Genomic DNA, 14,145 nt, shown 5'->3' with positions numbered 1-14,145 from the left:
CGCCGTTGCACAAAGGAGAAGTGTCATGACAAGTGCTGGTAGCGAAAAGAGAGCGCAAACCGTCGACTTAAAGTTCGAAGTCGCGCTCATACCCGTTTCGAATGTCGACCGCGCCAAGGCGTTTTACGCCAATCTTGGCTGGCGGCTCGATGCTGATTTCCCGGTCGGAGATACGTTTCGGGTTGTCCAGTTCACGCCGCCGGGTTCGCCGGCTTCGATCCACTTTGGTACCGGGCTGACGTCTGCGGCGCCAGGTTCGGCGAGCGGGCTCTATCTGGTCGTCTCAGACATCGAGGCGGCACGTGCCCAGCTCATCAAGGGCGGTGCGGAGGTCAGCGAGATCTTCCATCGCGAAGGCCCTGGGAAGCCGGCGATCAGCGGACGTGACCCCGCAGGACGCAGCTACCGTTCCTACGCAACCTTTAGCGACCCCGATGGTAACGGCTGGCTGCTCCAGGAGGTGACCGAACGTCTGCCCGGCCGCGTGGACGCGGATGGTACGGACTTCGCTTCGGTCGCCGATCTTGCGGCGGCACTGCGTCGTGCGGCAGCCGCGCACGGCGAGCACGAGAAGCGCAACGGCGGTCAACACGACCACAACTGGCCGGATTGGTATGCCGCGCACATGGTCGCGGAGCATGCCGGAAAACCGTTGCCCGAATGAAATAGAACCCATGACCGCCGCGTTCCCTTCATGGCGTAAATTTGCTATAAGCGATCATTCCGGACGGAGTGATATGACATGCACAGGATCGGCTACGTTGTCTTTCCGAGGTTTCAGCTCATGGGGTTCGCGGCGGTCACTGCCTTCGAGGTCGCCAATCTGACGCTCGGGGAACAGGCCTACGAGATCGAACTGCTTTCCGAGGCCGGCGGCGAGATCAAGTCGTCCGCTGGCTTCGGCGTGCTGACGAAGGCCTTCGACAACACCGCCTTTGATACCGTCATGTTCGGAGCGGGCACCGAGATCGAACCGGTAACACCCGGGCTGGTCGCCTTCGCGCGCCACGCGCTCAAGGCCTCGCGGCGAGTGGCCGCCCCTTGCACCGGTGCCTTTATCCTGGCGGAGTCCGGGCTGCTCGACGGGCGTCGCGCCACGACCCATTGGGTGTTCGCGCGTCAGTTGCGGGAGGGTTTCCCTGAGGTGCGGGTGGAGGAGGATCGCATCTTCATCGTCGACGGCAGCGTGTGGACCTCTGCGGGCATGACGGCCAGCATCGATCTGGCCCTGGCGATGATCGAGAAGGACCATGGCGAGGAAGTTACCCGCCAGGTCGCCCGCAAGCTTGTCGTCTATCACCGGCGCGCCGGCGGCCAGTCGCAGTTTTCAGCCTTGCTCGAGCTCGATCCGAAGTCGGACCGCATCCAGAAATCGGTCAACTATGCCAAGGCGAACCTGCGCAACGTGTTGTCGGTCGAGGAACTGGCGGACGCCGCAGGCCTGAGTGCGCGGCAATTCAGCCGCGCCTTCCGCTCCGAGACCGGCCAATCGCCGGCCAAGGCCGTCGAGCATCTCCGCGTGGAAGCGGCGCGCCTGTTGATGGAGCAGGGGCGACACTCCATGGATGTGATCGCGGAGGAAACCGGCTTTGCCGATAGCGATCGCATGCGCCGCGCGTTCCTGCGCACGCTCGGTCAACCGCCACAGACGGTCAGGCGCAATGCGCGCGAAGGCATTGTCTGAACCTGACGGCACTGCGATGGGGCGCACCTCAGGAGAATTGTATCGCTGTGTATCCGCCGCCTGCCGTTTCTACATGCGCTTTCAATAGGAGCCGCAGAGCACACGGCCCGGATACACCGGCACTCCATTTCTGATGTCAGTTCAGTTCACCGGAGGCAATCAATGTCGGACGAAATCAACCACCCACGCCGTCGTTTCATCGGCGCAATCGCGCTCTCGCTGGCCGCGACGCAATTCGCTTCAGCGGGAGCCGCCAGAGCGCAAGCGGGAAACAATGAGGCGCCGCGCCTGCCGGCAGTCACCCCCGGGACGAACAAATCCTTCGCAACCCTCAAGCAGATCGATGCCGGCGTCCTGAACGTCGGCTACGCCGAACTTGGCGCGCGCGACGCGCCGGTCGTGATCCTCCTGCACGGCTGGCCCTATGACATCCACACCTATGTGGATGTGGCGCCGCTGCTGGCAGATGCCGGCTACCGTGTCATCGTTCCCTATCTGCGCGGCTACGGCACGACCCGGTTTCTCTCCGCTGACACACCTCGGAACGGCCAACAGGCGGTGATCGCCGCGGACATCATTGCCCTGATGGACGCGCTCAAGATCGAAAAGGCGGTCATCGGCGGCTGCGACTGGGGTGCGCGAACCGCCAACATCATCGCCGCACTCTGGCCCGAGCGCTGCAAGGCGATGGTCTCGGTCAGCGGCTACCTCATCGGCAGCCAGGAGGTGAACAGAAAGCCGCTGTCACCGCAGGCCGAGCTTGCCTGGTGGTACCAGTTCTACTTCGCCACCGAGCGTGGGTATGCCGGCTACAAGCAGAACCACAAGGAGTTTGCCCGGTTGATCTGGAAGCTTGCCTCGCCCAAGTGGGATTTCGACGATGCCACCTTCGATAAGAGTGCCGAGGCACTCGAAAACCCGGACCATGTCGACATCTCGATCCACAATTACCGCTGGCGTCTCAGCCTCGCCGAGGGCGAAGCGAAGTATGACGGCCTCGAAAAGCAACTCGCTGCGTTCCCGACCATTACCGTCCCGACCATCACGCTAGAGGGCGACGCCAACGGTGCTCCGCATCCGGATCCATCGGCCTATGTCAAGCGCTTCTCCGGCAAGTATGAGCATCGGCTGATTACCGGCGGCGTCGGCCACAACCTGCCGCAGGAGGCGCCGTCCGCCTTTGCCAAGGCGATCGTCGACGTCGACCGTTTCTAGTTTTTCTCACGCAGATTGCGTGGAGGCGCGGGGTCCGGTTCGCTGGTCCCGCGCTTTTTTGTGTGCCGACGTGCTTTGGAACCGTGCCTGGCGCACTATGGCGCCGCGCGGGGAGGTCCTCACGAAGAGCGTAGGTCCGCGCACCGAAATGGCCGCCTTCGTATCAGCGTGTATCCGTTCCCGTACTTGGCAGACTTGCACACATTTCCGCTTCTCGGTGAAACATCCCATACACCTGCGAAGCGCCATCTGTGTCTCGACGGTCGCACAGGGCAATCGGGCCCGAAAAGAACACCTGTCGAAAGGAAGAACATGATGAGCGAAGCTGAAAAGGTACTCTACACCGGCAAGACCCACACGACCGGCGGCCGCGACGGCGCCTCCCGAAGCGACGACGGGCGTCTGGACGTCAAGCTCTCTTCACCCGGCAGTTTGCGGCCGGGCACGAACCCGGAGCAGCTCTTCGCCGCCGGCTGGTCGGCCTGCTTCATCGGCGCAATCGGACTGGCGGCTGGCCAGATGACGGTTGCACTCCCTGCAGACCTCGCCGTCGATACCGAGGTGGATCTGCGCAACCGGGACGGCGGTTACTTCCTGCAGGCTCGGCTCAATGTCAGCCTGCCTGGGGTCGACGCGGATGTGGCGCGTCAATTGGTGGATACTGCGCACCAGACCTGCCCCTATTCCAAGGCGACGCGTGGCAACATCGATGTGACGATCAACCTCGTCTGACGGAGCTCCGATTGCCGGAGCATCCTGCAACATGACCCAACGGAAGCGGCGGCCGATGAGGCCGCCGCTTTTTGATTGGAGGGTTGGCTATTTCGAAGTGGAAAAGTTGGAGGCGTGTGAAGTGCCGCGCTTTGCTATGCCTCATGCCCGATGATGACGAATGGCAAGCTCTGCAACCAAGCCACCGCCGTCGCGGTTCGTCAGCGTCAGTGAGGCATTGATGGAGGCCGCGAGCTGTTGGGCGATGGCAAGGCCGAGGCCGGTTCCGCCGGTATCGCGGTTGCGGGAGTCCTCCAGCCGGACGAAGGGTTTGAGCACGGCATCCAGCTGATCATCGGGAATGCCAGGCCCGCGGTCGAGGACCTTGATTGTCACCGTGTCGTCCGCCAGCCGCCTGACCTCGATCTCGGCGCTGTCACCAAACTTGAGTGCGTTGTCGACCAGGTTGGTAAGGATGCGTCTGAGCGCCTGGGGCCGGGTGACGATCGCGCCGCTATCGACATCGCTGGCGGTAACCGCCCTGCCGGTGTCCTGATAGTCATAAACGAGGCTTTCGACGAAGGACGCAAGATCGATGCGTGTCGCTTTTTCGACATTGCCATGGGCGCTGCGTGCATAGGCGACGCCTTCCTTGACCAGGCTTTCGATCTGCCCGAGATCCTGGATCAGCTTCTCCCGGTCGGCGAAATCATCCGCCATTTCGGCGCGCAGCTTCATGCGTGTGATCGGCGTCTGCAGATCGTGGGAAATGGCGGCGAGAATCTGGACCCGCTCTTCGAGATACTGGGCGATACGGTCACGCATGGCATTGAACGCGGTCGCCGCATAGGCAACCTCGGTGGGCCCGGTTTCGCTGAGACGCGGTGTGTTCCGGTTCGGGTCGAGCGTATCGGCAGCCGCGGCAAGATTGACGAGCGGGCGCACCGCCTGACGCATGGCGAACCAACTGCACAGGAGCAGCAGCGCGAGCTGGGCTACGAGCACGAAGGGCAGCCAGTCGGCCAGGGGCATGACACCCTTGGGAAAGACGTCGATCGTCAGCGGTGAGCCGTCGCTCAGCGTCAGATGCGCCTGAAGGTGGCGGCGGTCGCCCGGGATCGTTTCGACCTTGACCGGAAATTGAAGGCCAGTCGCCCGCTCGATCTTGGTCGCGATCTCGCTGGCGGCCGGGTCGAGCGACGGATTGCCCGCAATGCCGGGGCCGAGAAGGAAGCCATAATTGTCGCGGTCGAGGCGAGCGAGCCACGAGGCACGCTCGGGCGCGGGCAGGCGATCGAGTATGGCGATCGACGTTGCGATTTCGTTTTCGAGCGTATCGAACATGACCGATCTGGCGGCCATGTAGCGCTCGAGGAACAGAACGGTGAACGACATGACATGCGCGATGGTGAGACCGGCCAGCAGGATAACGAAGAGCCGCGCCCTGAGCGTGCGCGGCCATAGTCGAAATCCTTTTGGGTCTGCGCTCGCCGTCATTCGCGCGCCTCCACGATCTCAATCGGGACCGAGAAGACATAGCCTTCGCTGCGCACCGTCTTGATGTAGGTCGGTTCACGGGCATCATCGCCGAGCCGCTGGCGAACCCGGCTGACGAGCAGATCGATCGATCGGTCGAAGAGCTCGGCCTCACGACCCTGGGTGAGATTGAGCAACTGGTCGCGATTGAGCACCCGCTGAGGGTGGTCGATGAACACCTTCAGCAGCCGATACTCGGCGCCGCTGAGTGCAATCACCGTGCCGTCAGCATCGATCAGGTGCCGGGCGGTCGTGTCGAGTTTCCACTGGCCGAAGCGCAGCAGCTGTCCAGCCTCCGAGATCTGCAGGTTCGGCGGCAGCATGCGTGCGCGCCTGAGCACCGCCTTGATACGGGCGAGCAGTTCGCGCGCGGAGAACGGCTTGGAGAGATAGTCGTCGGCACCCATCTCGAGGCCGAGGATCCGGTCCATCTCGTCGCTGCGGGCCGTCAGCATGATGATCGGGATCGCCTTGTGTTTGCCGGCGCGCAGTTCGCGGCTGAGCACGAGCCCGTCGTCGCCCGGTATCATCACATCGAGTACGATGAGATCGACGGTATCTCCCTCGAGGAAGCTGCGCATCTGTCGCCCATCGGCGACTGCCGTTGCGCGCAGCCCGTTCTTCTTGAGGTAACCAGACACGAGTTCCCGGATCTCACGGTCGTCATCGACAATCAGTACATGGTCGATATGCTCCATCGAGCAAACTCCTCAAATCCGGTTTGGTCTTCGCATCCTTGCGGCATCACCCGGCCAGGGCCGGGGAACATCCGCTCAGTTTCATTGGCGCCCAGGATATGTCCTCGGTGTGTTCGCGATATCCAGACTTGCATGCGAAAGTAATGCAAGCACTTCCGGATACATTTCGACACAATTTCGCAAACGAAACCCGCCGCTTGCTGTCGAGCGGCGGGTTGCAAGAACGTCTGACCGGCGATGTCAGGCTTTTGCCTGAGCGTCCCGCTGGGCGCGGTATTGCGCGGTCGGCAGGCCGCCCCAACCCCAGTTGTCGAGCTCTACTTCCTCGATGACCACGTAGGTCGATTCCAGCGGCTTGTTGAGCACGTCGAGCAGGACCTGGCTCACGCCCTTGATGATTTCGGCCTTTTCCTCGGCCGTGACCGCCTTGCGGTCTGGAGTGGTGCCTTCGCGGGTCACCTGAACTGTAACGATCGGCATTGCCGTCTCCTCTTCATATCTGGATGTTGGCGGCTCCATCAAGGTGCCGCATCTGCAATGGATGGGAGGGGAGGAGCGGCCCGGCTTGGGTAACGGTCGCTCCCGGACATACCTGCGCCGTTACCAGCGCCCGGCGTTCTGTCCGCCATCGACGTGCAGGATCTCACCCGTCACGAAACCGGCATTCTCCAGGTAAAGGACGGCGTCGACGATATCGCGGATCTCGCCCATGCGGCCGACGGGATGCAGCGTCGAGAGCGCCGCGTGCGTTTCCGGCGCGTGCATCGGGGTCTTGATGATGCCCGGCGAGACGGCATTGACGCGAACACCGGTCTTGGCAAATTCGATCGCGAGCGCCTGGGTCACGGAATTCAAACCACCCTTCGTGATAGACGCCAGGGCCGCCGGGACGCCGGCAATCGGCTGATTCACGAGGCTGGTCGTGATGCTGACGATGTGGCCGGAGCCCTGCTTCAGCATCTCGCGGGCCGCGTGCTGGGTAACGTGGAAGAAGCCGGCCACGTTGACACCCATGTTCAGATCATAATCTTCCTGAGTGAACTCGGTGAATGGCTTGGCGGTGAAGACCCCGGCATTGTTGACCAGCGTATCGATACGGCCGAACCGTTCCAGCCCCTGGCGAATGACCCGCTCGGCGGTCTCAGGCTTGCTGATATCGCCGGCGACACTGAGGATGCCAGCGTCCGAACTTTCCTGAATGGAGCGGGACGTGGCGATGACGCGATAGTTGCGATCGCGGTAGGCCTGAACCAAGGCGGCGCCGATGCCCTGCGATGCACCGGTGATGATGGCGACCTTCTGCTCATTGCTCATGGATGTGGTCCTTCTTCGATTGCAACGGGCGCTTGGTGTGGCCCGTCCTCCGCCCTCGGCGTTGGTGCAATCAGATTTAGACCCATCCGATGTGTGAGAGAATTGACGCTATTTGGCGATCAATCAACCGCATACCGGCATAATCAGGCGAGCGTGCCAGCTTCCGTTGCCATGCGTGCGAACTCGGTCCGCAGACGTGGCAGCGCGTAATCAGCAAAGGCGCGAACCTTCGGAACCGACATGCGGCCCTGCGGTGCAAGAAGATGAACCGGCATCGGGGGATGCTCGGCATCAGCCAGCACGATTTTCAACCGCCCATCGCTGACGTAGCGCGCGACATGATAGGAGTAGAGCCGGGTCAGGCCGGTACCCGCGGCGGCGGAGTCGGTCGCGGCACGCACACTGTTGACGATGCAGCGCGGTTTGAACTGCACCGTGCGAGGGATCAACGAGCCCTCGGCTGGCGTGAATGTCCAGGAATCGAGGCCGAAGTTGGTAAAGGCGACGATCTGGTGTTTGGCGAGATCGGCCGGCTCGTCAATCCGCGGGTGGTTGGCGAGATAACGAGGCGAGCCGACGACGACACGCCGGACATCGCCACCCATTCGTGTCGAAATCAACGAAGAGTCGGCGAGATGGCCGATGCGGAGCGCGATATCGACACCCTCGTCGACAAGGTTTACGAAGCGATCGAGCAGGAGGAGCCGGGCCGAAACCGAAGGGTAGAGGTTGAGGAATTCGTCGAGGATCGGACGCAGCACCTCTTCGCCAACGATCGGTGGCGCGGAGATCGTCAGCGTGCCGCGAGGGGCCGCACGTTCGCCACCTGCGAGCATGTCGGCCTCTTCGAGATCGATCAGCACCCGCCGGCAGGCAGCCGCATAGCGCTGGCCGGCTTCGCTGAGCTTCAACGATCGCGTCGTTCGATGGAGCAGTTCGACCCCGACATGAGCTTCGAGCAGGTTCAGGGCGCGGCTGACCGCCGTCGGCGACCGCTTCAGCCGCCGGGCCGCGCCCGCGAGGCTGCCTTCATCGACCGCGGTTACGAAGACCTTCATTGCGTCGATACGATCCATTCTGCCGACTTTCGCGATGATCATTGCAAATTGGCAAGCATTCACCCGCAACTGGACAGAAGTAAAGAGACCCGCTCCATCCTCTCGTCAGCGGTGTCGGGGCACAATTGGAGCAGCGGGCGATCAATCGGCAAACAGCTTCTCGATCAGATCGGCCGCTGAGCCCTGCCAAAGCTCTCCCTTGCCGGTTCCCGCCCAAAGGGAGAGGAAGTCCGCCGATCCCTTTGCTGCAGACGCGCCTCTGATATCGCGCGTGAACTTGTTCTGGGCCGGGAAGGGCATTGCGGCGGCGGCGTCCAGCTCGTTCATGAAGCGGTTCTCGATGCCACGGGCAAACCGGCCGGAGAAGGCGCGCGTTGTCCGCGTTGCGCGTTCCGTGCCCTGGAGTGCGGCGCGATAGGCTGCCGAGGTTCCTGCTTCGGCGGTCGCGAGGAACGCCGTTCCCATCTGCACCGCGCTGGCGCCCATGGCGAGGACCGACCGGATATCCACGGCCGTCATAATGCCGCCTGCCGCGATCAGTGGCACCTTCGCCTTCGGGAGGGTTCGGGTCAGCAGATCCCGGAGGCCGATTTCACTGTCCGCGGCCTCGGGATCGAATATGCCGCGATGGCCGCCCGCCTCAAAACCCTGGAGGGTGATCGCATCGACGCCGCTTTCTTCGAGCGCCCCTGCTTCCTCCGGTGTCGTCGCCGTGCCGATGATCAGCATCCCCGACTTGCGCGCGGTCCGCATGTACTCGGCAGGCAGCACGCCGAAGACGAAACTAAGGACTGCCGGCTTCGCCTTCAGCACGGCCTCGAACTGCTGATCGAAATCCTCTTCATAGGGTGCGGCGAATTGCGGCGCCGGCAGATCAAGTTCCGCACGGTACTTCGCCGTCGCTGCCACCGCCCGCTCGACCGTCGCCGCGTCGATCTGCGGCTGCGGGTGCTGGATGAAGAGGTTGATCGCAAAAGGACGGTCGGTGCCTGCACGAACCTTGTCAACGAACTCGGTGATGGCCGCCGGGCTCGAATAGGCTGCGCCGATCGACCCGAGCGCTCCGGCTGCCGAAGACGCGATGACGAGCTCCGGCGACGAGGGGCCGCCGGCCATCGACGCGACGATCAACGGGTGCTTCAGGCCGAGTCTCGCCAGGGGATCCTGCATATTCGATTTCCTCAATGAAGGTGCGTTCTTGCGTGCCGGCGGCGCGCGGGCTGAGGTGAAGGTTGACGAGCGGTCGCATTGATCGCCCGACTATGCCGCACCATAAAGGAGACCCGGAGCGGCCAGAGGTCAACTGTACAATGGTCGCACTGTCGAACGGGCGATCATGCCGCCGAGCAGTTGCGGCGAGATCGATTGGCTGGCACAGTCGCTCCGTGACGAGAGTTGCCCATGAGGATCCTGATGTCGCGACCGACGGACAAGCAAGACCCATCTCCAAGCCTTGTCGAACACTATCGGCCAGTGCAGCTCAAGGCCGTGCTTGCCGCCTGCGCGGTGAAGCATCGCGAACCTCCGCCGCCGCCGCCGGAGGAACGCTTCTATGGATCGCAATTGCCGGAGGGATTCCACCTCCCGCAATCGGTCCACGACGACTAGGCGCGGCTTTCGCAATCAGTTCGTTGCCAGCGTCCAGGCCATGCCTGCAAGCGCGCAGGCAAGCAGCGTCGTGATCACCGAGGCGTTGAAGCGGAAGATCGCCACGCCGGCGGCAAGCGTCAGCAGGAGCGACGGCAGTACCAGCGACCCTAGCACCGGTATGTCGAGCGCGAACGGCCCGAAATGCCCGCTCACGAGCTCCCCAAACAAGGTGTGCAGCCCGAACCAGACGGCAAGGTTGAGAATCACTCCCACAACGGCGGCGGTGATCGCCGACATGGCGCCCGTGAGCGCGATATTGTTCCGCAGCCGCTCAATGAAGGGCGCCCCAAGAAAGATCCAGAGGAAACACGGGACGAAGGTCACCCAGGTGGTCAGCATCGCCCCCAAGGTCGCCGCCATCATTGGATGGAGCGTGCCCGGGTCGCGGTAGGCGCCCATGAAGCCGACGAACTGGACGACCATGATCAGCGGCCCCGGCGTCGTCTCGGCCATGCCGAGGCCGTCCAGCATTTCGCCGGGCTTCAGCCAGCCGTAGTGCTGGACGGCTTCCTGGGCGACGTAGGCGAGCACGGCATAGGCGCCGCCGAAGGTGACGACCGCCATCTGGCTGAAGAACAGGCCGATCTGGCTGAAGACGCTGTCCCGACCGAGGACGATGATGAGCAACGCCAGGGGCACGAGCCACAGCGCAAGCAGCACGCCGGAAATCCGCAGCGACCATGCAAGGTTGGGGCGAGCATGCGCGGGGATTTCCTCGCCGAGCGCGGAGTCCTCGTCCTTCAGAACCGGGCCCGTGCCGCCCTTGTGTCCACCGCCAATGCGAAAGAGCGGCGAACCGGAGCGAGCGCCGATATAGCCAAGCACGCCGGCTGCCAGGATGATCAACGGGAAGGGAACGCGGAAGAAGAAAATGGCGACGAAGGCGGCGGCCGCAATGCCGATCATCATTCGGTTCTTGAGTGCTCGGCCGCCAATGCGGAAGACAGCCTGGACGACCACCGCGAGTACGGCGGCCTTCAGGCCGAAGAAGAGGCCTTCGACGACGGTGACATTGCCGAAGGCGGCGTAGATGTAGCTGAGGCCGAGGATCGCCAGGAAACCCGGCAGCACAAAGAGAAGTCCGGCAACGAGGCCGCCGGCGGTCCGGTGCAGGAGCCAGCCGATGTAGACGGCGAGCTGCTGCGCCTCGGGTCCGGGCAGTAGCATGCAGTAGTTCAGCGCATGCAGGAAGCGATGCTCGCCGATCCAGCGCTTCTCATCGACAAGGATGCGATGCATCACCGCGATCTGTCCGGCAGGGCCACCGAAGCTGAGGGCCGCAATGCGTGCCCAAACCCGGACGGCTTCGCCAAACGGGATGCCGTGGCTTTGCCGTTGCCGCGCCACTTCGGGCGCGGCCTTGTCAGCAATATCGGTCATCTCAGAGGTCCTTCTTGGGCGAGGGCCAGTTGTGCGTCTCGTTGGTAGCATCCCGGCACCAGCGATAGAAGGCGTCGTAGAGCAGCATCCCCGCATCCAGTTGCTCCAGGTCGTCGGCATACATGCGCGAGAGACCGAGGGAGGCGGCAAGCAGGCCCGGCGCCTCGGGCGCAAGCTCGGGACGGGCGGTGTCGGCCCCGCGCACGATGGTGGCTAGCCGCAGAAGCGGAGCGGTTGCAAGGCCGAACTGCTCGACCATCACGTCAAAGGTGCAGAGTTCACCGCGATGGCTCCAGCGGATCGGAGCATCGATATCGAAGGGCGTAGCGCCGAAGCGCTCGCCGACCATCTCGACCTCTGACGGCGCCACGTACAAGAAGACTGCCTTCGGATCGACGAAACGACGGATCAGCCAGGGGCAGGCAATGCGGTCGATCTTTGGTCGTGCCCGCGTAACCCAGACGGTCCTTCCGCCGGCGTCCCGTTCGGGTATCGCGGAAGCGGGCACGGCCGGATAGCCGCCATCCGCCCAAGCCTCGAAACCGCCTTCGAGCACGTCGGCAGCAATGCCGGCATGGCGAAGCCAGGCGGCAACGCCATGGCTGAGCTTCTTGCCCTGCTGGCAGATGATGATTGCCGATGCCTTGGCGACGTCGTCGATCCAATCCTGAACCTGGCGGTAGTCGCGCCTGTAAGAACCTGGGATGAGGCGGGGATCGGCGTCGAAATCTTCGTCGATCCTGACATCGATCAGTGTCGGACAGTTCGGCGTGCCGACGAGGCGAGAGAGTTTTTCCGAGGATATTTCGAGAAATGACGACATGACGCGTCCTCCGGATGAGCGGTTGAATGGACGCGATGCTTCGGCTGGCGCCTCATGGGGTGATCGCACCCCCATGCGCGAAGTTTTCCGCTCTTTGAGCGGACTGTCAAGCCGGCAATCAAGAATGGAAGAACGTCGCCGATCCGCTGTCCTGAGTGCAGAAGGGCGCCGCACTCAGGACGCAGACGCTCGGCGTGTTCGGGCTATTTGCCGGCGTCCTCGGCGGCGGTCTCTATGATCTTGGCAACCTTTTCCGCTTGCGAGGCAAAGACGGCGTGGCTCGCCTTGATTTCGCTTACCTGGCTGCCGGCGCGCTTCGCCATGCTTCGTTCAATGTCCGGATTGATGGCGCGATCTTCGGTCGCCACGACCGCCCAGCTTTTCTTCGTCCGCCATGCCGGCTCGCCGGACTTGGCGGTGAAAACTTCTTTCGCGGCAAAGACCTGCGACTTCGCCGCAAAGGCCGCTTCCGCTTTGGGAAGGTCGGCGGCGAAATCAACAGCAAACGCTGTCGGATCGAGATAGAGATATTTGCCGTCGGTGGTTTCCTTGATGCTCATTGCAGCCGGCGGCTTCGATCCGGCAAGCGTTGCCAAATCCTCGCCCTTGTCCGGTTGAAACGCTGCGACGTAGACCAATCCTTCGACCTTCTGGTGATGTCCGGCTTCGCTGATCACCATGCCGCCGTAGCTGTGCCCGACGAGCAAGGTCGGCCCATCCTGCAGGTCCAGAACGCGGTTCGTCGCCTCGACGTCGGCGGCAAGCGAGGTCAGCGGTTCCTGCACGACGGTCACGTTGAAGCCGCGCCGCTCCAGGATATCGCTGGCCTGTCGCCACCCCGAACCGTCGGCGAAGGCGCCGTGCACGATGACGATGTTCTTGATATCCGCAGCCTGGGCGGCGAAAGCAACCACGCTCGTTGCAAAGGCGAGGGCAAGAGTAGGGATGATTCGGCGGCGCATGCGATCGTTCCTTTCGGGGCCGTTGAGGTGACGATCGCAATCTGGACCGGCGAGGTATCCCGGATATGTCGGCCGCCACCAGCAATTGTACCGCAATGTATGGGGTCGGCTCAGGTCGCAGCGAAGCACCGCGGGAAGGGCGGCTCCCCGGTGAGTTCCGTCTGGCCTCAATGGCTGAATACGGGCGGACTGTGCCCTATGATTCAACCAGGATCACGATTGATTCCGGTACGACGCCATCAAAGACCATCGCATCGGCCGCGGCCTGGGTCTGCATGGCTTTCGACAGGGCGTCCAGATCGGGGACATCCATGAGAATGGCCACCCGGGTCTGGTCCTGGGGATCGACGAAGGTTCGAATGCTGGTCACGCCGAGCGTGCTGAAGAACTCCTTGCGTTTCGGTGATTTCAACCAGTGTTCCGCGCTTTTCGTGATCTTGTGGTGGGCGATGATGGTCGGCATTGCATCCTCCCTGTCGCGGCATGGACGAACTTTTTCCTGTGCGGCCGCGTTCCCTCACGGAAGGCTCCGTCGGCCCGACTGTCAATTAGCCCGTCGGAAGTAGGTGCCGTCACCGGGAGGATACTGCTGATGCCTAAATTCGTGACCATTGGATATGGAGACCGTGCAGGCTACGACCGCACGGCGGCGGACGTCCGTAATGCGGCGCACGCGCATGATGCGGAACTTCGTGCAAGAGGAGCCTTGATGGGGATTGCCGGAGCGCCTGTTCAGGTGCGCAACGCCAACGCCGCGCATGTCGAGAAGCGAAGCGGTCCGTTCATGTCGTCTTCGCTTCCTGTGGCCGGCTTCGCGGTGATCGAGGCCGCAGACCTGGCCGAAGCGATCGATATGGTGTCACGCACCCCGTGCGCGGTGGCTCATGGGGTGGTCGAGGTCTGGCCGCTCGAGACTCCTTAAGTCCGACGATGTGTCGCCCCTGCCTAAGAGGCCTGGGCGACCAATGTTGGTTCCTGTATCTCGATGGCGCGGCTCTCGATTTTTGCCTCCGCGGCTACAGCCTGCTCTCTGTTGTCTCTGAAGAGTTTCCACTTTGTCGGCCGGAAGGCGATGCGGCTGTGGTCGCCGGCGGCGGCGCGTTCGGGCGACAGC

General features: G+C 62.9%; 16 protein-coding genes. 6 read left to right on the top strand and 10 right to left on the bottom strand.

The features are described 5' to 3' along the window. The first annotated feature begins 25 nt into the window (after window positions 1-25). The 4 genes from ASE60_RS04200 (at window position 26) to ASE60_RS04185 (ending at window position 3,631) form a co-directional block, all read left to right on the top strand. Window positions 26-664 (top strand): VOC family protein, encoded by a 639-nt coding sequence (locus tag ASE60_RS04200; protein WP_057248493.1) that lies wholly within the window; start codon window positions 26-28, stop codon window positions 662-664. 78 nt (window positions 665-742) lie between these two features. Continuing rightward, window positions 743-1,684 carry a GlxA family transcriptional regulator gene (locus ASE60_RS04195; RefSeq protein WP_057248492.1) on the top strand — a complete coding sequence of 314 codons (942 nt, stop codon included), beginning with the start codon at window positions 743-745 and terminating at the stop codon, window positions 1,682-1,684. Window positions 1,685-1,846: 162 nt separating this feature from the next. After that, the gene (locus ASE60_RS04190) at window positions 1,847-2,899 is read left to right on the top strand and encodes an alpha/beta hydrolase (protein ID WP_057248491.1); all 1,053 of its coding nucleotides are present in this window, start codon (window positions 1,847-1,849) and stop codon (window positions 2,897-2,899) included. A gap of 315 nt (window positions 2,900-3,214) precedes the next feature. Then, window positions 3,215-3,631: an organic hydroperoxide resistance protein gene (locus tag ASE60_RS04185; RefSeq protein WP_057248490.1), complete on the top strand. Its 417-nt coding sequence runs from the start codon at window positions 3,215-3,217 to the stop codon at window positions 3,629-3,631. Window positions 3,632-3,772: 141 nt separating this feature from the next. Here ASE60_RS04185 and ASE60_RS04180 read toward each other — a convergent pair whose 3' ends face one another. The 6 genes from ASE60_RS04180 to ASE60_RS04155 all read right to left on the bottom strand — a co-directional run bounded on the left by ASE60_RS04180 (window position 3,773) and on the right by ASE60_RS04155 (window position 9,386). Next, window positions 3,773-5,107, bottom strand: coding sequence for a HAMP domain-containing sensor histidine kinase (locus tag ASE60_RS04180; protein ID WP_057248489.1), 1,335 nt, complete (start codon window positions 5,105-5,107; stop codon window positions 3,773-3,775). Then, the gene (locus ASE60_RS04175; RefSeq protein WP_057248488.1) at window positions 5,104-5,844 is read right to left on the bottom strand and encodes a response regulator; all 741 of its coding nucleotides are present in this window, start codon (window positions 5,842-5,844) and stop codon (window positions 5,104-5,106) included. Before ASE60_RS04175 ends, ASE60_RS04180 begins: the two co-directional genes overlap by 4 nt. Window positions 5,845-6,084: 240 nt before the next feature. After that, window positions 6,085-6,324, bottom strand: a complete 240-nt coding sequence (locus tag ASE60_RS04170) for a 4-oxalocrotonate tautomerase family protein (protein WP_057248487.1) — start codon at window positions 6,322-6,324, stop codon at window positions 6,085-6,087. 120 nt (window positions 6,325-6,444) lie between these two features. After that, window positions 6,445-7,158, bottom strand: coding sequence for an SDR family oxidoreductase (locus ASE60_RS04165; RefSeq protein WP_057248486.1), 714 nt, complete (start codon window positions 7,156-7,158; stop codon window positions 6,445-6,447). Window positions 7,159-7,301: 143 nt separating this feature from the next. Then, complete coding sequence (locus ASE60_RS04160) at window positions 7,302-8,234, bottom strand: LysR family transcriptional regulator (protein WP_057248778.1); 933 nt, start codon at window positions 8,232-8,234, stop codon at window positions 7,302-7,304. Window positions 8,235-8,357: 123 nt separating this feature from the next. After that, complete coding sequence (locus ASE60_RS04155) at window positions 8,358-9,386, bottom strand: nitronate monooxygenase (protein WP_057248485.1); 1,029 nt, start codon at window positions 9,384-9,386, stop codon at window positions 8,358-8,360. Window positions 9,387-9,629: 243 nt separating this feature from the next. Between ASE60_RS04155 and ASE60_RS04150 the strand changes: the two genes are divergently transcribed. Continuing rightward, on the top strand, window positions 9,630-9,824 hold the full coding sequence (locus tag ASE60_RS04150) for a hypothetical protein (protein ID WP_057248484.1): 195 nt from the start codon (window positions 9,630-9,632) through the stop codon (window positions 9,822-9,824). Window positions 9,825-9,839: 15 nt separating this feature from the next. Here ASE60_RS04150 and chrA read toward each other — a convergent pair whose 3' ends face one another. The 4 genes from chrA to ASE60_RS04130 all read right to left on the bottom strand — a co-directional run bounded on the left by chrA (window position 9,840) and on the right by ASE60_RS04130 (window position 13,494). Beyond that, window positions 9,840-11,246 carry a chromate efflux transporter gene (gene chrA / locus ASE60_RS04145; RefSeq protein ID WP_057248483.1) on the bottom strand — a complete coding sequence of 469 codons (1,407 nt, stop codon included), beginning with the start codon at window positions 11,244-11,246 and terminating at the stop codon, window positions 9,840-9,842. Window position 11,247: 1 nt separating this feature from the next. Continuing rightward, complete coding sequence (locus ASE60_RS04140) at window positions 11,248-12,069, bottom strand: sulfurtransferase/chromate resistance protein (RefSeq protein WP_057248482.1); 822 nt, start codon at window positions 12,067-12,069, stop codon at window positions 11,248-11,250. A gap of 203 nt (window positions 12,070-12,272) precedes the next feature. Then, the gene (locus ASE60_RS04135) at window positions 12,273-13,031 is read right to left on the bottom strand and encodes an alpha/beta hydrolase (RefSeq protein ID WP_057248481.1); all 759 of its coding nucleotides are present in this window, start codon (window positions 13,029-13,031) and stop codon (window positions 12,273-12,275) included. 196 nt (window positions 13,032-13,227) lie between these two features. Beyond that, window positions 13,228-13,494 (bottom strand): hypothetical protein, encoded by a 267-nt coding sequence (locus ASE60_RS04130; RefSeq protein ID WP_057248480.1) that lies wholly within the window; start codon window positions 13,492-13,494, stop codon window positions 13,228-13,230. Between the two features lie 129 nt (window positions 13,495-13,623). On the opposite strand from ASE60_RS04130, the gene ASE60_RS04125 reads away from it, so the two are divergent. Further along, window positions 13,624-13,953, top strand: a complete 330-nt coding sequence (locus ASE60_RS04125; protein WP_057248479.1) for a YciI family protein — start codon at window positions 13,624-13,626, stop codon at window positions 13,951-13,953. The last annotated feature ends 192 nt before the right edge of the window (window positions 13,954-14,145 follow it).

This window comes from Ensifer sp. Root278, from assembly GCF_001429285.1.
In the GTDB taxonomy this organism is placed as follows: domain Bacteria; phylum Pseudomonadota; class Alphaproteobacteria; order Rhizobiales; family Rhizobiaceae; genus Ensifer.
The sequence above is the reverse complement of the archived record's forward strand: the minus strand, read 5'-3'. Positions and strand labels throughout refer to the sequence as shown.